19 protein-coding genes are annotated in these 18,845 nt (G+C 67.9%); 14 read left to right on the top strand and 5 right to left on the bottom strand.

The annotated features are described in order from the left end of the window. Positions 1-35 precede the first annotated feature (35 nt). The gene (locus tag NWF24_RS30410) at positions 36-944 is read left to right on the top strand and encodes a LysR family transcriptional regulator (protein WP_258351771.1); all 909 of its coding nucleotides are present in this window, start codon (positions 36-38) and stop codon (positions 942-944) included. Here the strand turns inward: NWF24_RS30410 and NWF24_RS30405 are convergent. Beyond that, positions 941-1,849, bottom strand: a complete 909-nt coding sequence (locus NWF24_RS30405) for a LysR family transcriptional regulator (protein ID WP_093175520.1) — start codon at positions 1,847-1,849, stop codon at positions 941-943. The two genes, NWF24_RS30410 and NWF24_RS30405, sit on opposite strands and share 4 nt — an antisense overlap. Before the next feature lie 128 nt (positions 1,850-1,977). On the opposite strand from NWF24_RS30405, the gene NWF24_RS30400 reads away from it, so the two are divergent. From NWF24_RS30400 to NWF24_RS30355, 10 genes are read left to right on the top strand one after another with little or no spacing between them, the layout of a single operon-like run. Then, positions 1,978-2,799 carry a cysteine hydrolase family protein gene (locus NWF24_RS30400; protein WP_258351770.1) on the top strand — a complete coding sequence of 274 codons (822 nt, stop codon included), beginning with the start codon at positions 1,978-1,980 and terminating at the stop codon, positions 2,797-2,799. A gap of 11 nt (positions 2,800-2,810) precedes the next feature. After that, positions 2,811-3,866, top strand: coding sequence for an ABC transporter substrate-binding protein (locus NWF24_RS30395; protein WP_258351769.1), 1,056 nt, complete (start codon positions 2,811-2,813; stop codon positions 3,864-3,866). A gap of 14 nt (positions 3,867-3,880) precedes the next feature. After that, positions 3,881-4,672, top strand: coding sequence for an SDR family NAD(P)-dependent oxidoreductase (locus NWF24_RS30390; RefSeq protein ID WP_258351768.1), 792 nt, complete (start codon positions 3,881-3,883; stop codon positions 4,670-4,672). A 10-nt stretch (positions 4,673-4,682) separates the two neighbouring features. Then, positions 4,683-6,152, top strand: coding sequence for an allantoinase AllB (gene allB / locus NWF24_RS30385; protein WP_258351767.1), 1,470 nt, complete (start codon positions 4,683-4,685; stop codon positions 6,150-6,152). Continuing rightward, complete coding sequence (gene atzD / locus NWF24_RS30380) at positions 6,149-7,294, top strand: cyanuric acid amidohydrolase (protein ID WP_309148848.1); 1,146 nt, start codon at positions 6,149-6,151, stop codon at positions 7,292-7,294. The genes allB and atzD overlap by 4 nt, the downstream gene beginning before the upstream one ends. Before the next feature lie 8 nt (positions 7,295-7,302). After that, entirely contained in the window at positions 7,303-8,193 is an 891-nt protein-coding gene (locus NWF24_RS30375; protein WP_093053514.1) for an ABC transporter ATP-binding protein, read from the top strand. Beyond that, positions 8,190-8,966: an ABC transporter permease gene (locus NWF24_RS30370; RefSeq protein ID WP_093076753.1), complete on the top strand. Its 777-nt coding sequence runs from the start codon at positions 8,190-8,192 to the stop codon at positions 8,964-8,966. The genes NWF24_RS30375 and NWF24_RS30370 overlap by 4 nt, the downstream gene beginning before the upstream one ends. Before the next feature lie 5 nt (positions 8,967-8,971). Further along, a complete protein-coding gene (locus tag NWF24_RS30365) occupies positions 8,972-9,385 on the top strand; it encodes a DUF3830 family protein (protein ID WP_258351766.1) in 414 nt (137 codons plus the stop codon). A 21-nt stretch (positions 9,386-9,406) separates the two neighbouring features. Then, positions 9,407-10,462 (top strand): ABC transporter substrate-binding protein, encoded by a 1,056-nt coding sequence (locus NWF24_RS30360; protein WP_093076755.1) that lies wholly within the window; start codon positions 9,407-9,409, stop codon positions 10,460-10,462. A 28-nt stretch (positions 10,463-10,490) separates the two neighbouring features. Continuing rightward, the gene (locus NWF24_RS30355) at positions 10,491-12,008 is read left to right on the top strand and encodes an amidohydrolase family protein (RefSeq protein WP_258351765.1); all 1,518 of its coding nucleotides are present in this window, start codon (positions 10,491-10,493) and stop codon (positions 12,006-12,008) included. An 8-nt stretch (positions 12,009-12,016) separates the two neighbouring features. Here NWF24_RS30355 and NWF24_RS30350 read toward each other — a convergent pair whose 3' ends face one another. Beyond that, entirely contained in the window at positions 12,017-12,820 is an 804-nt protein-coding gene (locus tag NWF24_RS30350) for an exodeoxyribonuclease III (RefSeq protein ID WP_258351764.1), read from the bottom strand. Between the two features lie 12 nt (positions 12,821-12,832). Here NWF24_RS30350 and pyrE point away from each other — a divergent pair, with 12 nt between their 5' ends. Both pyrE and NWF24_RS30340 read left to right on the top strand, forming a co-directional pair. Next, positions 12,833-13,519 (top strand): orotate phosphoribosyltransferase, encoded by a 687-nt coding sequence (pyrE, locus tag NWF24_RS30345; RefSeq protein ID WP_258351763.1) that lies wholly within the window; start codon positions 12,833-12,835, stop codon positions 13,517-13,519. A gap of 13 nt (positions 13,520-13,532) precedes the next feature. Continuing rightward, positions 13,533-14,228, top strand: a complete 696-nt coding sequence (locus NWF24_RS30340) for a DUF4124 domain-containing protein (protein WP_258351762.1) — start codon at positions 13,533-13,535, stop codon at positions 14,226-14,228. A gap of 43 nt (positions 14,229-14,271) precedes the next feature. Here NWF24_RS30340 and gatB read toward each other — a convergent pair whose 3' ends face one another. From gatB to gatC, 3 genes are read right to left on the bottom strand one after another with little or no spacing between them, the layout of a single operon-like run. Then, the gene (gatB, locus tag NWF24_RS30335; RefSeq protein WP_258351761.1) at positions 14,272-15,762 is read right to left on the bottom strand and encodes an Asp-tRNA(Asn)/Glu-tRNA(Gln) amidotransferase subunit GatB; all 1,491 of its coding nucleotides are present in this window, start codon (positions 15,760-15,762) and stop codon (positions 14,272-14,274) included. Between the two features lies 1 nt (position 15,763). Continuing rightward, on the bottom strand, positions 15,764-17,254 hold the full coding sequence (gene gatA / locus NWF24_RS30330) for an Asp-tRNA(Asn)/Glu-tRNA(Gln) amidotransferase subunit GatA (protein ID WP_258351760.1): 1,491 nt from the start codon (positions 17,252-17,254) through the stop codon (positions 15,764-15,766). Beyond that, positions 17,254-17,553: an Asp-tRNA(Asn)/Glu-tRNA(Gln) amidotransferase subunit GatC gene (gene gatC / locus NWF24_RS30325; protein ID WP_056588033.1), complete on the bottom strand. Its 300-nt coding sequence runs from the start codon at positions 17,551-17,553 to the stop codon at positions 17,254-17,256. Before gatC ends, gatA begins: the two co-directional genes overlap by 1 nt. Positions 17,554-17,769: 216 nt before the next feature. Here gatC and NWF24_RS30320 point away from each other — a divergent pair, with 216 nt between their 5' ends. After that, the gene (locus tag NWF24_RS30320) at positions 17,770-18,813 is read left to right on the top strand and encodes a rod shape-determining protein (RefSeq protein WP_007833435.1); all 1,044 of its coding nucleotides are present in this window, start codon (positions 17,770-17,772) and stop codon (positions 18,811-18,813) included. The last annotated feature ends 32 nt before the right edge of the window (positions 18,814-18,845 follow it).

The raw sequence follows: 18,845 nt of genomic DNA, 5'->3' as shown, positions 1-18,845 counted from the left end.
AATTTAGATGTGATATGGATTTATCATGAATCCTTATGAATCTTTCGACCCGCCAGATGCGCGCCTTCCTGCAGGTCGCGCGCATGGGCAACTTCACGCGCGCGGCCGAGCAGGCGCACATCACGCAGGCGGGGCTCAGCATCCTGATCCGCGAGATGGAAAAGCAGCTGGGCTGCCGGCTGTTCGACCGCACCACGCGCGTGGTGAGCCTCACGCCTGCGGGGAGACGCCTGCTGCCGGTGGTCGAACGCCTCGTCACCGACCTCGACGACGTGGCGGCCGAGCTGGGTGCCGAGGGCGACGCCGCGCGCCAGACGCTGCGCATTGCGGCCACGCCGCTGGTGTCCTCGCATCTGCTGCCGCAGGTGTTCACCACCTTCCGCGCGGCGCATCCGCAGGTGAGCCTGCGCCTGTTCGATGCCGACCTGCGCGACGTGGAGGCGATGGTGGCGGCCGGCGATGCCGACGTGGGCCTGGGCTTTTTCTTCAAGGCCGCGGCGGGGCTGGAGCGCACGCCGGTAGGGCGCTTTCACCTGATGCGGGTGGCGCCTTGCGATGGTGATGGCGAAGAGCCGCCGGCCATCGGCACCGCGCCATGGTCCGCGTTGCGCAGCGCCGAACTTCTCGGCCTGCCGCCCGGCAACCCGATCCAGAAGGTGATCGACCAGCATCTGGCCACCATCGGCCGTGTCGACGCGCAGCGGCCCGCGTTCAACTTCTTCGGCACGCTGATCTCGATGGTGGAGGCCGGCTTCGGCACGGCCGTGATGCCGACCTTTGCGCTGGCAGCGTGCCGCCGGCACCGCGTGCGCACCGACGTGCTGACCAAGCCGAAGGTGGGGCTGGACTTCTTCCGCATCACCAAGCGCGGCGCGCACGAGACCGAAGCCATGCAGGCCTTCGTCGCCACGCTGGAGAAGGCGCTGCCCGCGCTGTCGCGCTAGCGGGCGTCCGCGGCCTGCGCTCCGGTGAGCCGCTTGCGCAGGAACTCCGCGAAGGCATAGGCGATCACCGGCAACTGCCGGCCGCGCAGGCTGGCCAGTACCAGTTCGCCACGCGGAAAGCCGCGGTCCTCGATGTCCCGCGCCACGATGTCGGGGGCTTCGGCCGCGGCGCCGATGGCCATCTGGAACGAGATCGAGCGCCCGTCGTAGAGGCAGCCGCGCAGGAACTCGAAGCTGTTGCTCTCCACCATGGCCCTTATCCGCGTGGAGCTGCGGGCGAGAAAGCGCTCCAGCATCTGGCGCCCGCCGGTGTCGCGGTTCGGCAGCACCACAGGGTAGTCGGCGCAATCGCTCAGGCGCAGGGTCTTGGACTTCGCCAGCGGATGGCGCTTGTGCATGATGGCCATGAGCTTCTGCTCGACCGCGCACACGCGCTCGATGTCGGACTCCGGCGCCAGGTTGAACACCAGCGCGAGGTCGCTCTCGAAGCTGCGCAGCGCGTCGGCGGCCTGTACGTGGTCGCCGATGCGCGCATCGAAAGCCACCAGCGGGTGCTCCGCAGCGAAGTCATTCACGGCCGCCGGCAGGAAGCGCGGCGCGAGCGCCTGGCTGGCCACCAGCCGGACGGCGCCTCGGCGCAGGCCCTGCAGGTCTTCTATTTCGGAGCGCACCCGCTCCAGCTCCGAAGAGCGGCCGCGGATGTAGCGCACGAACAGTTCGCCCGCGGCGGTCAGGCGCATGCCGCGCGGCAAACGCTCGAAGAGCGGTGTGCCCAGTTCGTCCTCCAGGTCCTGGATGCGGCGGTTGACGGCGGAGGGTGCGACATGGAGCCGCTCGGCCGCCTGGCGGATCGAGCCGGCCCGGGCGACCTCGTCTGCATAGCGCAGGAAGCGAAGGTGGTTCATGCCCGTGGCGATTGCACGAAGCGCGCCAGGAGTGCCGCTTTTACCGTTGCCGCAACGGCAACGGGCAGTACGTGAATCGGTATGGATTCGGAGCACCTTCTGGCACGGCGACTGCGTGCCGATCTCGCATGACACGCCGATCTGCACCCTCGCGCACCAATGCGGCGCAACCGCCCGTCCGTTTCGGTCCGGCGCCCCACAACGCCTGGACGCTCGCCGGCGGCCGGGTCAGCCTCGTGCGCTCCCCGAAGCGGCCACGGCCCGTGCAGATGCCCGCCGAGCCGCAGCCGATCGAGTTCGACCTGGCGCGCAGCGCGCTCGTCGTGATCGACATGCAGAACGACTTCTGCCATCCCGAGGGCTGGTTCGCGCAGAAGGGCATCGGCATTCGCGCGGCGCGCAAGCCCATTCCGACCATCGCGCGGCTGCTGCCGGCATGGCGCGCGGCTGGCGGCGGCGTGGTGTGGCTCAACTGGGGTATTCGCGCGGACCGCCTCAACCTGTCGCCCACGGTGCAATTCAAGGGCAAGCGCAGCGCAGACGGCGTGGGCTATGCGGAGCATTCGCCCATCGACCACGGCCCGTCGCTCGTGCAGGGCGAGTGGGGTGCGCAGGTGATCGACGAGCTGGCTGTAGCGCCCGGCGACATCACGGTGCACAAGCACCGCCTCAGCGGCTTCTGGGACAACGAGCTCGACAGCGTCCTGCGCCAGCAGGGCATCACGACGCTGCTGTTCGCCGGCATCAACACCGACCGCTGCGTGTTCTCGACGCTGCAGGACGCGAACTTCTTCGGCTACGACTGCGTGTTGCTGAAGGACGCGTGCGGCACCCCGTCGCCGGCCTACGTGACGCGCGGCATTCATTTCATCGTGCAGCAGCTGCACGGTTTCGTTGCAACCGCCGAGTCGCTGCTCGCTTCGCTTTCCTCACTCTCCAAGAAACGCTAGGAGTCCTCCGCATGCCGCTGTCCTTCTTCGCCAACTCGCGCCTCGTGCGTTCGCTTGCTTCGCTGGGCGCTGCCGCCGGCCTGGCCCTGGCGGCCGTTTCCGCCGCCGCGCAGGTGCCGGTCAAGCTCGTGCTCAACTGGAAGTACGAAGGCCCGCAGGCCTGGTTCTTCGTCGCCCAGGACAAGGGCTACTTCAAGGCCGAGGGCCTCGACGTCGAGATCGACCAGGGCGAGGGCTCCGCGGCCTCGATCCCGAAGGTGGCGGCGGGTGCCTACCAGGCCGGCTTCGGCGATCTCAACGCACTGGTCGACCTGGCATCGAAACGCCCGGCCGATGCGCCGGTGGCGGTCTACATGCTCTACAACACGCCGCCCTTCACGCTGGTGGTGAAGCAGGGCAGCCCCATCAAGACGCCCAAGGACCTCGAAGGCAAGACCATCGGCGGCCCCGCCAACGACGGCGCGCTGAAGCTGTTCCCGGCCTTCGCCAGGATCGCGAAGGTCGATGCGTCGAAGGTAAGCATCATCAACATGGCGCCCAACCTGCGCGAGCAGATGCTCACGCGCGGGCAGATCGACGCCGCCTTCGGCTACGTCACCACCGTGAGCTTCAGCGCGAAGGCGATGGGGCTCGATCCGGCGAAGGACCTGCGCTTCATCCGCTACGGCGACCACGGCATGGACCTGTATTCGAACGCCGTGTTCTTCTCGCGCGTCTTCGCCCGGGACAACCCCAAGGCGGTGCAAGGCTTCGTGAAGGCGCTGAACCGCGCGGTGAAGGAAGTCATTGCCGACCCGGACATGGGCATCGACTACGTCATGAAGCGCGAGCCGCTGCTCAAGCGCGAGGTCGAGAAGGAAAAGCTGCTCGCCACGCTGCGCAACGACATGAGCCACCCGGAGGTGGCCCGCATCGGCCTGGGCGACGTGGACGACGCGCGACTGAAGAAATCCATCGACATCGTGGTGGACGCCAACCAGCTGCCGCGCACACCGGCGCCTGCCGAAGTGTTCGACCGCAGCTTCCTGCCCGCGCGCGCCGAGCGCCCCTCCAAGACTTTGAACTGAAAGCGAGAAACGACATGGAACTGCAACTGAGAGACAAGGTGGCGCTCATCACCGGCCCGGCCAAGGGCATGGGGCGCGCCGTGACGCTGGCCTTTGCACGGGAAGGCGCGAAGCTGGTGCTGGCCGGGCGCGACACCGGTGCCATCGAGCCTGTGGCCGAAGAGGCGCGCGCGCTCGGCGTCGATGCGGTCGTCGTGCCCTGCGACCTGACCGTGGGCGCGCAGACCGAGGCACTGGCCGCGCATGCGCTGGAGGCCTTCGGCCGCATCGACGTGCTGGTCAACGTGGCTGGCGGCTCGGGCCCGATCGGCAAGACCGGCTGGGAAACCACGAGCGAGGAATTCGACGAGATCGTGCAGCTCAACATGACAGGCTGCTTCAACACCATGCGCGCCGTGCTGCCCTCGATGATCGAGCGCAGGAGCGGCAAGGTGGTGAACGTCGGCGGCACCTTCGGCCTGCGCGGACGCGCCGGCCGCATGGCCTACTCGGCCTCGAAGTGGGGCCTGCGCGGCATCACCAAGAGCTTTGCGCTGGAGGCCGGCCCGTACGGCATCAACGTGAATTGCGTGGCGCCCGGCATGGTCGACGGGCCGCGCTTTCGCGAGAAGGTGTGCGCCAACATGGCCGACAAGCTCGGCATCACGCTGGAAGAAGCGATGACGCGGCACGCGGCCGACTATGCGCTGCGCCGCGTCTCCACCGATGCCGACGTTGCCAACGCCTGCCTCTTCATGGCGAGCGATGTGTCCCGACAGATCACCGGCGTCGACCTGCCCGTCGATGGCGGCTGGGCCATGCTCTGAGGAGACCGGCATGAAAGAAGTCGACCTCGTCATTCGCGGCGCGCGCGTCGTGTCCGCAGACCAGATCATCGAAGCCAGCGTGGCCATCGCAGGCGAGCACATCGTGGCCGTCGGCCATGACGACACCATGCCGCCGGCGCGCGAGGAGATGCGCGCCGACGGGCTGTTCCTGCTGCCGGGCGCCATCGACAGCCACGTGCATTTCCGCGACCCGGGCTACCCGAACAAGGAAACCTGGAAGACCGGCTCGGCCGCCGCCGCGATGGGCGGCGTGACCACCGTGTTCGAGATGCCCAACACCAATCCGGCGACGGGCACCGTCGAGGCCCTGCGCCTGAAGCAGAAGGCGGCCGAGTCGTCGTATTGCGACTTCGGCATCCACGGCCTGTTGGGCGACGATACGGTCGAGCGGCTCGAAGAACTTCTCGACGCCGGCGTCACCAGCTTCAAGGCCTTTGTCGGCAACACCTTCGGCAATCTGCCCGCGCCCACCGATGGTGCGTTGCTCGAGGGTTTCGAGAAGCTCGCCCCGTTGGGTATCCGCACCGTGGTGCATGCGGAGAACTCGTCAATCCTGCAGCGCCGCCAGCAGAAGATGAAGGCCGCCGGCCGCATCGACGCGATGGCGCACCTGGCCGCGCGCCCGGCGGTGGCCGAGATCGAAGCCATCGGCCGCGTGCTCACGCTGGCCGAGTGGACCGGCGCGCGCGTGCACATCGCGCACCACAGCGCGGCCGATTCGCTCTTCCTGCTGCGCGAAGCCAAGCGCCGCGGCGTCGACGTGACGGCCGAGACCTGCCCGCAGTACCTGCTGCTGAACACCAGCCACATGCTGAAGCTCGGCGGCGTGATGCGGCTCAACCCGCCGATCCGCGAGGCGCGCCACAACCAGCCGTTGTGGGACGCGCTGCTCGACGGCACGCTCGACATGATCGCGACCGACCACGCGCCGCACACCCCCGAAGAGAAGACCCGCGAGAGCATATGGGACTGCGACTGCGGCTTTCCGGGCGTGGAGACGCAGATGCCGCTGATGCTGACCGAGGTAAACCGCGAGCGCGCCACGCTGATGGACTACGTGCGCTGGAGCGCGGTGAACCCGGCCCGGGCCTGGGGCCTGTATGGCACCAAGGGCGTGATCGCGCCGGGTGCGCACGCCGACATCGCGATCGTCGACATGCAGCGCGCCGGCACGCTGTCGCAGAGCCGGCTGCAGAGCATCAGCAAGATATCGCCGTGGAACGGCCGCGCGGTGAAGGGCTATCCGCTGCACACGCTGCTGCGCGGGCGCTTCGTGATGCGCGAAGGCAAGCTGGTGAGCGATGCGGTCGGCTGGGGGCGCACGGTGAAGGGTGTGCAGAAGATGCCCACTCCGAAGCCGCGCAACACCGAGCACTACAGCAGCGCGATCCTGCAGACGCCGGCCGGCGTGCCTGCGACGGCCGTGCCGGTGGGTGCGGTGGATTGGAGCGCCGCATGAACGCGGGCCGCGTGCAGCAGGTGCAGGTATGGCGCATCCCGTGCAGCGGGCCGGGCGACCTGAGCGGCGCCAGGGCGCTGATCGATGCGGGCGAGATCGTCGCGGCCGACATCGTGGCCGTGATGGGAAAGACCGAAGGCAACGGCTGCGTCAACGACTTCACGCGCGAGTACGCATCCAGTGCCTGGTGCCATCTGCTGGCGCCCGCGCTGGGTTGCACGCCCGACGCGGTGCATGCCCGCGTGGCGCTGGTGATGTCGGGCGGCACCGAGGGCGTGCTGTCGCCGCACTTCACGGTGTTCACGCGGCGCTGGGTGGCCGAAGCGCCGGCTGGCCTGGGCAAGCGCCTCGTGGTCGGCGTCGCGCATACGCGCGCCTTCCTGCCGGAGGAATTGGGCCGCACCGCACAGGTCGACGCCACGGCCGAAGCCGTGGCCGAGGCCATGCGCGATGCGGGCATCGAGAGCGCGGACGACGTGCACTTCGTGCAGGTCAAGTGCCCGTTGCTTACCGCGGCCAAGGTCTCCGCCGCGCTGGCACGCGGCGCCGCACCCGTGACCCACGACAGCTATGAGTCGATGGGCTATTCGCGCGGCGCATCGGCGCTCGGTGTGGCGGTCGCGCTCGGCGAAGTCGCGCGCGAAGAGGTCTGCGATGCCAGCGTGATGAGCGATTGGCGGCTGTTCTCCGCGCGCGCATCGGCCTCGGCCGGCATCGAGCTGGAAGACAACGTCGTCATCGTGCTCGGCGAGGCGCAAGGCAGCGCGTCGGCGTTCCGCATCGCCCATGCGGTGATGCGCGATGCGATCGACGCCGCGAGCGTACGCGCCTTGCTGCGCGATGCCTTCGGGCTCGACCCGGAGCGCGATGCGCAGGCCTTGTCGGCGCGGCTCGTGAACCTGCTCGCGAAGGCCGAGGCCAGCCCCGACGGCCGCGTGCGCGACACGCGCCACACCATGCTCAACGACTCCGACATCCACTCGACGCGCCATGCGCGCGCCGTGGTGGGCGGCGTGCTGGCCTCGGTGGCCGGCCATACGGCGCTGTACGTGTCGGGCGGCGCCGAGCACCAGGGGCCCGCAGGCGGCGGCCCGGTGGCCGCGATCCTGCGGGTGGACGACACGGACTCCACTTTTTCCTGAAGGACCTCATGGGCAACGCATTCATCCAACTGTCCGACGTGATGCTGCGCTATGGCGGCGGCACCATCGCGCTGGACCATACAACGCTGGACATCGAGAAGGGCGACTTCGTTGCCCTGGTGGGCCCGAGCGGCTGCGGCAAGTCAACCATCCTGAAGCTGGTGGCCGGCCTGCTGAGGCCGAGTGCGGGCGCGGTGATTGCCGGCGGGCGCGAGGTGGGCGCGGCCGGCACGCTGGCCCCGGCGGGTGCGCATGCGTCGGCGGCGCCGCGCCTTCGCATCGGCCTCGCCTTCCAGAACCCGACCATGCTGCCGTGGCTCACGATCCGCGAGAACGTGATGATCCCGCTGAAGATCGTCGAGCCCTTCCGGCAGCACTACCGCAGCAAGAAGCGCGGCGAATACGCCGAGCGCGCCGATGCGCTGCTGGCGCAGGTGGGCCTGAAGGGCTTCGGCGACAAGCGACCGTGGCAGCTGTCGGGCGGCATGCTGCAGCGCGCCTCGCTGTGCCGCGCGCTGGTGCACGAGCCCGAGCTGCTGCTGCTCGACGAGCCCTTCGGCGCGCTCGACCAGTTCACGCGCGAGGAGCTGTGGGACATCATGCAGACGCTGTGGATCGCCAAGCGCCCGACCGTGCTGCTGGTGACGCACGACCTGCGCGAGTCGGCCTACCTGGCCAACCGCATCTGCGTGATGAGCGCGCGGCCGGGGCGCATTCTCGAAACGCGCGACGTGGGCTTCGCGCGGCCGCGCACGCTGGAGAGCAGCTATGCGCCCGAATTCGCGGCGCTGGTGCAGCAGCTGCGCATGCGCATCGCGCAGGCGCGCCGCGAAAGCGATGCGGTGCCAGTACCGATGCTGGTGCCGCCTGGGAATGTGCTCGAAGAGGTGGCCGCATGATCGCGCCGCTCGCACGGCAACGCCTGCTTTCCGCGGGCGCGCTCGTCGGCTTCTTCGTGCTCTGGGAGGTAGTGTGCCTGGCCTTCGGCGTGTCCGACCTGATCCTGCCGCGCCCGAGCCAGATTGCGGCGGTGCTGATCCAGAAGATGCCGCTGCTGTGGCCGCACACCGTGCAGACGCTCTACACCACGCTCGCCGGCTTCGTGCTGGGCGTGGGAGCGGGCATCGTCATCGGCGTGATGATCGGCTCTTCGAAGCTGGCCTACGACGTGACCTATCCGCTGCTGGTGGGGTTCTCCAGCATTCCGAAGGTGGCGGTGGTGCCGCTGTTCGTGGTGTGGTTCGGCGCGGGCACGGTGCCGGCGATCCTGACCTCGATGGTGATCAGCATCTTTCCGGTGGTGGTCAACGTGGCCACCGGCCTCGCGAGCACCGAGCCCGAGCTGGAGGACGTGCTGCGCGTGCTCGGCGCGAGGAAGCGCGACATTCTCTGGAACGTGGGCCTGCCGCGTGCGCTGCCCTACCTGTTCGCCTCGCTCAAGATCGCGATCACGCTGGCCTTCGTGGGCACCGTGCTGAGCGAGACGGTCGCGTCCAACCAGGGCATCGGCACGGTGATGATGATCGCCAGCGGCAACTTCGATGTGCCGATGGTGTTCGCCGGGCTCTTCCTGCTTGCGGCGATGGGGGTGGCGCTGTATGCCGTCTCCTCGCTGGTCGAGCGGCGCATGACGGGCTGGGCCCAGCGCAAGACCGACATGGCAATGGCATGAACGACATGAGCGATCTCGTCCATATCACCGCCGGCGGCCTGCGTTTCGTGGCGCAGACGCACCCCGACGCGCCGCTCACCGTCGCGGCTTTCCGCCGGCTGCTGCCTTACCGGCAGAAGCTCATTCACGTGCGCTGGAGCGGCGAAGGCTGCTGGGTGCCGCTGGGCGACTTCCAGCTGGGCGTGGGCTTCGAGAACCACACCAGCCATCCGTCGGTGGGCGACATCCTGTTCTACCCCGGCGGCTACAGCGAGACCGAGATCATCCTGGCCTACGGCGCCTGCAGCTTCGCCAGCAAGATGGGCACGCTTGCGGGCAACCACTTCCTCACCATCGTCGAAGGGCGGGAGCAGCTGCGCGCGCTCGGCACCAAAGTGCTGTGGGAAGGCGCGCAGGACGTTCTCTTCGAAGCCATCTGATTCAACCCACGGGAGCCTCGCATGTTCTTTCCAGTATCCCGCCGCGCAGCGGTCGTCGCGGTGTCCGCCGCGTTGGGCGCATCGCTCGCGGCGCTTCCGGTGCGCGAAGCACGCGCCCAGCAGCTCACGCCCATCAAGTTCGTCCTCGACTGGAAGTTGCAGGGCATCCATGCCTGGTACTACCTCGCCGAAGACCGGGGCTACTTCGCCGCGGAAAAGCTCGCGGTGACGATCGACCAGGGAGACGGCTCGGCAGCGGCCGTGACCAAGGTGATGGCCGGGGCCTACGACGCGGGCTTCGGCGACGTGAATGCGGTCATCCAGAACGCGGCCGCCAAGCCCGGTGCCGCGCCCGTGATGGTCTACATGGTCTACAACCGCGCGCCGTTCGCGCTCATCGTGAAGGCGGGCAGCCCCATCAGGACCCTCAAGGACCTTGAGGGCCGCACGTTGGGCTCGCCGGCCGGCGGCGCCGCGCAACGCATGTTCCCGCTGATGGCGGCCCGCAACGGCGTGGACGCGGGCAAGGTCAAGTGGACCAGCATGGCGCCCAACCTGCAGGAGCAGATGCTGCTGAAGGACCACGTCGAGGGCTCGGCCGTGTTCTCGGTGACCAGCTACATGAACCTGGTGGCGCAGGGCGTGGACCCGGACAAGGACATCCGCTGGTTCCACTACGGAGACCACGGCGTCGACCTGTACGGCAACGGCGTGCTGGTGTCCCGCCAGTTGCTCAGGGACAAGCCGCAGGCCGTGGCCGGGCTGGTGCGTGCCGTCAACAAGGCGGTGCGCGACACCGTGGCCGACCCCGACGCGGCCATTGCCGCGTTGATGAAGCGCGAGCCGCTGCTCAACCAGGCGCTGGAGAAGCGGCGCCTGCTCTACACGCTTCGCACCGTGATGCTGACGCCCGAGGTTGGCACCGGCGGCATCGGTGACGTGAACGACGAGCGCATGACGCGTGCCATCGGGCAGGTGAAGGAAGCGTTCGAACTGGCGAATGCACCGACCGCAGGCGAGGTCTTCGACCGGCGCTTCCTGCCACCGCTTGCGGAGCGCAAGATCGCTGCGCCCTGAACGATTGACCGACGACGAAGGAAACGCCATGTCCGCTCGCATGCACGAAGGCCCGCTCGACTGCGCATGGCTGCTGGCCGATCCCGGCGCGCAGCCTGCGCAGTCGGATGTGCGCATCGAGCTGGAGGGCGGCTGCATCCGGTCGATCGCGCCGCTGGCGGAAGAGGCCGTCGCCGGCACGGGCACGCCGCGCCTGCTCGCGCTGCCGGCGCTGACCAACGCGCACGATCATGCGCGCACCTTCCGCAGCGCCACGCTGGGCGCCTTCGGCCAGCCGCTCGAAGGCTGGCTGCCGTTCCTGGGCGTGGTGCCGGGCATGGACCCGTACCTTTGCGCCGCGACCTCGTTCGCGCGTTCGGTGCGGCATGGCGTGGCGAACCTGATGGTCCACTACACGCGCGTGCAGGGCGGCATGGCCTATGTCGACGAGGCTAGGGCGGTGGCGCGCGCGGCGCGTGACGTCGGCGTGCGCATCGGCTTCGCCATCGCCATGCGCGACCGCCACGGCATTGCCTACTGCGATGACGCGAGCGTGCTGGCGGCACTGCGCCCCGGCATCCGCCATGCAGTGGCCGAACGGCTGGCGGTGAAGCCGGTGGCGCCCGCGCAGCAGCTTGCGCTGGTCGACGAGGTCGCGCGCATGGTGGAAGAGGACGGCCATGGCGGCCACGCGACCGTCCAGTACGGCCCGACGGCGGTGCAGTGGTGCAGCACGCCGCTGCTCGAGGCAATTGCGCAGGCATCGGCCGACACGGGCCGGCCTGTTCACATGCACCTGCTCGAAACGCGCTACCAGCGCGACTGGGCCGATGCCAACCACCCCGGCGGCATCGTCCGTTTTCTCGACGACATCGGCCTGCTGGGCCCGCGCCTCACGCTCGCGCACTGCGCCTGGGCGCGGCCCGAGGAACTGGCGCTGATTGCCGAGCGCGGCGCGACGATCGCGGTCAACACCAGCTCCAACCTGGGGCTCAAGTCGGGCATTGCGCCGGTGCCCGAGATGCTGCGACATGGCTGCCGCGTGGCCATGGGCCTGGACGGCATGGCCTTCGATGAAGACGACGACGCGCTGCGCGAGATGCGGCTGGCGTACTCGCTGCACCGCGGCTGGGGCTACGACACCACGATGACGCGCGACCAGCTCTGGGCCTTTGCCGCGCGCAACGGTCCGCGCAGCGTGCGCGGCGGGCTGGCCGGCGGCGGCAGCATCGTGCCCGGCGCCGCGGCCGACCTGGTGCTGCTGGACTGGGATGCGCTCGACGACGACGCGGTCTTCGCCGAGACGGATCCGCTCGACCTGCTGCTGGCGCGGGGCAACGGCCGCCACATTGCCAAGGTGCTGGTAGGCGGGCGCGCGGTGGTCGATGCGGGCCGCGTGCAGGGCGTCGACGAGCCCGCGCTGCGCACCGAACTGCTGGCGCGCATGCGCGGCGCACTGGTGGCGGATGCTGCCGGCGCCTTGTCGTGGCGCGAGACCGTCAAGGCGCTGGCCGAGGACCTCGGGCCGTTCTACCGGCGCGGGCGGATGGGTGGCTGCTGCGGCTAGGCCGCGCCTTACAGCTTGAAGTCGTAGTCCACCGTGATCGGCGCGTGGTCGCTGAACTTGATGGTCTTGTAGATCTGCTCGGTACGCGCCAGCGCGGCGGTCTTCGGCGTGGCCAGGTGGTAGTCGAGCCGCCACCCCACGTTGTTCGCATAGGCCTGGCCGCGGTTGCTCCACCAGGTGTAGGCATCGCCGGTGGTGTCGGGTTTGAGCATGCGGTACACGTCGACCAGGCCTGCGCCCTCGGCGCCGACGTCGAGCAGCTTCGTCATCCAGGCGCGTTCTTCGGGCAGGAAGCCGCTGTTCTTCTGGTTGCCGCGCCAGTTCTTCAGGTCGATCTCTTTATGGGCGATGTTGATGTCGCCGCACAGCACGAACTCGCGCTCTTTCTTCAGTGCCAGCAGGTGCGGAAAGAAGCCTTTGAGAAAGCGGAACTTGGCCTCCTGCCGCTCCTCGCCCGAGCTGCCGCTCGGGAAGTAGCAGCTGATGACGGAGAACTTGCGCTTGGGCGTGTCGAAGCGCAGTTCGAGGTAGCGGCCCTCGGCGTCGAACTCGGCGTCGCCCCAGCCCACCACGACCTGGCTCGGAGCGTGCTTGGTGTAGATGGCGGTGCCGGCGTAGCCTTTTTTCTCGGCGAAGTGGAAGTGGCCCTTGAGGCCGGCCATTTCCTCGAACCGGCCTTCGATGTCGCTGGCCTGGACGCGGATCTCCTGCATGCAAATACAATCCGGCGCAAGTTCGGCCACCCAGTCGGCCACGCCTTTGGTAGCGGCCGAACGCAGGCCATTGAGATTGAGACTGGTCAGTTTGAACACAAGGAATTCCCGATGGCTGTAGATGGTGAGAAAAGCAGCGCGGTCGCACAGGACTTCGTCCAGTTTGCGTTGGATGCCGGCGTGCTGCGCTTTGGCGAATTCAAGACCAAGGCCGGTCGGATGAGCCCCTATTTCTTCAACTCGGGGCTCTTCGACGACGGCGGCAAGATCGCCCGGCTCGCCGGATTCTATGCAGACCGGCTGATCGAAAGCGGGCTTGAATTCGACATGATCTTCGGCCCCGCCTACAAGGGCATTCCGCTGGGCGCCACGGTGGCCGCGGAGCTGGCCCGGCGCGGGCGCAACTACCCCTTTGCCTACAACCGCAAGGAAGCCAAGGCACACGGCGAAGGCGGCAACCTGGTGGGCGCGCCGCTCAAGGGCCGCGTGCTGATCGTCGACGACGTGATGTCGGCCGGCACCGCGGTGCGCGAGTCGATCGCGGCAATCCAGGCGGCCGGCGCCACACCGCATGCGGTGGCCATTGCGCTCGACCGGCAGGAAAAGGCCACCGAGAACGGTGTCGACGTGGATCACAGCGCCGTGCAGTACGTGCGCAACCAGCTCGGCCTGTCGGTGATTGCCATCGCCACGCTGGACGACCTGCTGAGCTACCTCTCGGGCAACGCTGCCGCCGACCTGGGCGCGCACCGCGAACGCGTGCTGGCCTACCGCACGCGCTACGGCGCCACCAGCTGAGGCAAGGGCGCCCATGCACGACGCACGCGACGATCACGGCAAGCCGATCCGCCTGCTGGCGTCGGCTTCTTTCTTCCTGGCGGTTTCTTCGTTCTGCGGCGCCTTGCAAGCGCAACCGCAGAAAGTGGAAGGAGCCTCCCCCGGTATCTACACCTGCACCGACGCCCGCGGCCGCACGCTGACGGCCGACCGGCCGATTGCCGAGTGCACCGACCGCGAGCAGCGCGAGCTGAACCCGAGCGGCTCGGTGCGCCGCAAGGTCGAGCCGACCTACACCGCGCGCGAGCTGCAGGAGCGCGAAGACCGTGCCCGCGAAGCCGCCATCCAGACCGCGCGCCTGACCGACGAGCGGCGCCGCGAACGCGCGCTGCTGGTGCGCTACCCGAACCTCGCCACGCACGACCGCGAACGCAGCGAGGCGCTCGCGCAAATCGACGCGGTGACTCAGGCGGCGCGCAAGCGCATCGCCGAGCTGAGCGAAGACCGCAAGAAGATCGACGAGGAGATGGAGTTCTACAAGCAGGACACCAGCAAGGCGCCGGGCGCGGTGCGCCGCAAGCTCGAAGACAACACGCAGAGCGTGGTGGTGCAGAACCGCTTCATTGCGGAGCAGGAAGAAGAGAAGAAGCGGGTGAATGCGCGCTTCGACGAAGAGCGCACGCGTCTGAAGACGCTCTGGTCGCCGCAGAACGGCGGCAACCCCCGCTGATGAACCTGCCGGGGCCTTGCACCAAGGCCCCGGTTTCCTGCCGTCAGCCCAGCTTGGCTTTCAGCAGCTCGGTGACCTGCGCCGGGTTGGCCTTGCCGCCGCTGGCCTTCATGACCTGACCCACGAGGGCGTTGAGCGCCTTCTCCTTGCCGCCGCGGTATTCCTCGACGTTCTTGGCGTTCTTCGCGATCACTTCGTCGAGGATCTTGTCGAGCGCGCCGGTGTCGTTCATCGGCTTCAGGTCTTTGGCCTCGATGATCGCATCGACATCGCTGCCTTCGCCGGTCCACAGGGCTTCGAACACCTGGCGCGCGGCGTTGTTCGGCAGCGTACCGTCGGCGATGCGCTTCACCAGTTGAGCCAGTTGCTGCGCCTTCACGGGGGCGGCTTCGATTCCGATCTCGGCGGCGTTCAGGCGGCGCGCCATTTCGCCTGTGATCCAGTTGCTCGCAAGCTTGGGCGTGGCGCCTGCGTTCACGGCCTCGTCGAAGTAGGCGGCGAGCGCGGCGCTCTGCGTGAGCTGCGCCGCGTCGTATTCCGACAGGCCGTGGTCGCGCACGTAGCGATCGGCCATCGCGCGCGGCAGTTCGGGCATGGTGGCCTTCACGCGCTCGATCCAGTCGGCGGCGATGACCAGCGGGGGCAGGTCGGGGTCAGGGAAGTAACGGTAGTCGGCCGAGTCTTCCTTGGCGCGCATCGCGCGCGTCTCGCCGGTGCCTTCGTTGAACAGCACGGTGGCCTGCTCGATCTTGCGGCCGTCCTCGATCTCTTCGATCTGCCAGCGGATCTCGTAGTCGATCGCCTGCTGCATGTGCTTGAAGCTGTTCAGGTTCTTGATCTCGCGGCGCGTGCCGAGCTTGTCGCCGGGCTTGCGCACCGACACGTTGGCGTCGCAGCGGAAACTGCCTTCCTGCATGTTGCCGTCGCAGATGCCGATCCACGTGACGATCTTGTGCAGCTCCTTCGCATAGGCCACGGCCTCGGCGGTGGAGCGCATGTCGGGCTCGGTCACTATTTCAAGCAGCGGCGTGCCGGCGCGGTTCAGGTCGATGCCGCTCTGGCCGATGAAGTCTTCGTGCAGCGACTTGCCCGCGTCTTCCTCGAGGTGGGCACGCACGAGGCGCACGGTCTTCTGTTCTTCGCCGAGGAAGAACGACACCGAGCCGCCCTGCACGACCGGGATCTCGAACTGGCTGATCTGGTAGCCCTTGGGCAGGTCGGGGTAGAAGTAGTTCTTGCGTGCGAACACGCTGCGCGGCGCGATGTGCGAGCCCAGCGCCAGGCCGAGCTTGATGGCGCGTTCGACGGCGCCCTTGTTCATCACGGGCAGCGTGCCGGGCAGCGCCAGGTCGACCGCGCAGGCCTGCGTGTTGGGCTCGGCGCCGAAGGCGGTGGAGGCGCGGCTGAAGATCTTGCTCGCGGTCGACAGCTGGGCGTGCGTCTCGAAGCCGATGATGACTTCATAGCCGCGCACCAGCGGACCGGTCGGGCGGCCCTGCTGTTGTGCTTCGAATGTGTTCACGGTCTCGCTCATCTCAAAAGCCCTCCGGTGTGCGCGCGTGCCAGTCGGTGGCCTGCTGGAAGCGGTGCGCCGCGTTGAGCAGCTTCGCTTCGCCGAAGTAGTTGCCGATCAGCTGCAGGCCCACGGGCATGCCGCCGTCGAAGCCTGCGGGCACGCTCATGCCGGGCAGGCCGGCCAGCGAGGCGGGCAGCGTGAAGATGTCGGCGAGGTAGTCGGCCACGGGGTCGTCGCCATGTTCGCCGAGCTTCCACGCGGTGGTGGGCGCGGCGGGGCCGGCGATCACGTCGCACTGCCTGAAGGCCTGCTGGAAGTCGTCGGCGATCATGCGGCGCACTTTTTGCGCCTGCAGGTAGTAGGCGTCGTAGTAGCCGTGCGAAAGCACGTAGGTGCCGATCATGATGCGGCGCTTGACTTCGTCGCCGAAGCCTTCGGCGCGCGTGCGTTCGTACATGTCGGACAGGTCCTTGTACTGTTTCGCGCGGTGGCCGAATTTCACGCCGTCGAAGCGGCTCAGGTTGCTCGAGGCCTCGGCCGCGGCAATGATGTAGTACACGGGAATCGACAGTTCGGTGCGCGGCAGCGTGACCTCGACGCGCTTGGCGCCGAGCTTCTCGTACTGCGCGAGCGCCGCGTCGATGGCCGCGCGCACGCCGGGCGCCACGCCTTCGCCGAAGAACTCCTTCGGCACGCCGATGCGCAGGCCTTCGAGCGAGTCGTTCAGCGAGCGGCCGAAGTTCTCGGCGGGCTTGTCGAGCGAGGTCGAATCGCGGTCGAGATCGGGGCCGCAGAAAGCCGACAGCAGCAGCGCGCAGTCTTCGGCCGAGCGGGCCATCGGGCCGGCCTGGTCGAGGCTCGACGCAAAGGCCACCATGCCATAGCGCGAGGCGCGGCCGTAGGTGGGCTTGATGCCGGTCACACCGCAGAACGACGCGGGCTGGCGGATCGAGCCGCCGGTGTCGGTGCCGGTGGCCGCGGGGGCCAGACGTGCCGCGACTGCAGCCGCGCTGGCGCCCGAAGAGCCGCCCGGAATGCGTTCGCGGTTCCAGGGGTTCTGCACGGGCACGGCCTTGTCGTGGCCCACGGCGGGCACGGCGATGTTCTCGTTGGCGGAGCCCATGGCGAACTCGTCGCAGCTGAGCTTGCCGAGCGTGACCGCGCCGGCCTCGGCCAGGCGCTTGACCACGGTGGCGTCGAAAGGCGAGCGGTAGCCCGCGAGCATCTTCGAGCCGGCGGTGGTGGCGAAATCGGCGGTGGCGAAGATGTCCTTGTGCGCGATCGGCACGCCGGCCAGCGCCGGTGCGTTGCCGGTGGCAATCAGTGCGTCAGCGGCGCGGGCCTGGGCCAGCGTGACTTCTTCATTGACGGTTACGAAGGTGCCGAGCGACTCGTGCGCCTTCATGCGGCCGAGAAAAACCTGCGAGGCCTCGACGGCCGAGACCTTGCGCTCGGCCAATGCCTTGGCCAGCGCGACCACGCTCATCTGGTGCAATTCACCGCTGCTCATTATTCGATCACCTTCGGCACGAGAAACAGACCGGCTTCGACGGCCGGGGCGCTCTTCTGGTTGGCTTCGCGGTTATTGGGTTCGCTCACCACGTCGTCGCGCAGGCGCAGCGTGATGTCTTCGAGCGCGGCCACCGGATGGGCCAGCGGCTCGACGCCCGTGGTGTCCACGGAACGCATACGTTCGACTAAATCGAAAAAGCCGTTGATCTGGCTGAGCATGCGCTCGCTTTCATCGGAGGCAAGCTGCAGCCTCGCCAGCGAGGCAATGCGCGCAATATCGGAAGCGGAGAGTGACATAGGTCGGAACGGCCCAAAAAAGCGAAGGTAATCGCACGCCGAAGCGGGTGCTAATACAGGAATCAGAGGGGATTCGGGTATTATCCCGCCTTTGCCGCAACCCCCGCGAACGCGCCGGCTTTTGCGCCAAAAACGATCAATTCACCCCGTCAAACGACCCAAAAAATAGAGTGACGACCTGCCGATGCGCAGGCCGTACTCAGAGGAATTCCGCACATGTTTGGAGCTTTCCGTCGGTACTTTTCCACCGACCTTGCGATCGACCTCGGCACCGCCAACACCCTGATATTTGCCCGTAACAAGGGCATCGTGCTGGACGAGCCCTCGGTTGTCGCCATTCGCCACGAAGGTGGCCCCCACGGCAAGAAGGTGATCCAGGCTGTCGGCCGCGAGGCCAAGGCCATGCTGGGCAAGGTGCCTGGCAACATCGAGGCGATCCGCCCGATGAAGGACGGCGTCATTGCCGACTTCGTGATCACCGAGCAGATGATCAAGCAGTTCATCAAGATGGTGCACCCGCGCACGCTGCTCACGCCGAGCCCGCGCATCATCATCTGCGTGCCCTGCGGCTCCACCCAGGTCGAGCGCCGCGCCATCAAGGACGCGGCCGAAGCAGCTGGCGCCACCTCCGTCTACCTCATCGAAGAACCCATGGCCGCGGCCATCGGCGCGGGCCTCCCCGTCAGTGAAGCCTCGGGCTCGATGGTGGTGGACATCGGCGGCGGCACCACCGAAGTGGGCGTCATCAGCCTGGGCGGCATGGTCTACAAGGGCTCGGTGCGCGTCGGCGGCGACCGCTTCGACGAAGCCATCATCAATTACATCCGCCGCAACTACGGCATGCTGATCGGCGAGCCGACGGCCGAAGTCATCAAGAAGAACATCGGCTCGGCCTTCCCGGGCTCCGAAGTCAAGGAAATGGAAGTCAAGGGCCGCAACCTTTCCGAAGGCGTGCCGCGCAGCTTCACCATCAGCAGCAACGAAGTGCTGGAAGCCCTGACCGATCCGCTCAACAACATCGTCTCGGCCGTGAAGAACGCGCTGGAACAGACTCCGCCCGAGCTGGGCGCCGACATCGCCGAGCGCGGCATGATGCTGACCGGTGGCGGCGCCTTGCTGCGCGACCTCGACCGCCTGCTGGCCGAGGAAACCGGCCTGCCGGTGCTGGTGGCCGAAGACCCGCTGACCTGTGTGGTGCGCGGCTGCGGTATCGCCCTGGAGCGCATGGATCGCCTGGGCAGCATCTTCACGAGCGAGTAAAAGGCGAAAGCCATCATCGGCCGGCCTCTGCT

Origin of the sequence: Variovorax paradoxus (genome assembly GCF_024734665.1) — a bacterium.
Classification (GTDB): domain Bacteria; phylum Pseudomonadota; class Gammaproteobacteria; order Burkholderiales; family Burkholderiaceae_C; genus Variovorax.
The sequence above is the reverse complement of the archived record's forward strand: the minus strand, read 5'-3'. Positions and strand labels throughout refer to the sequence as shown.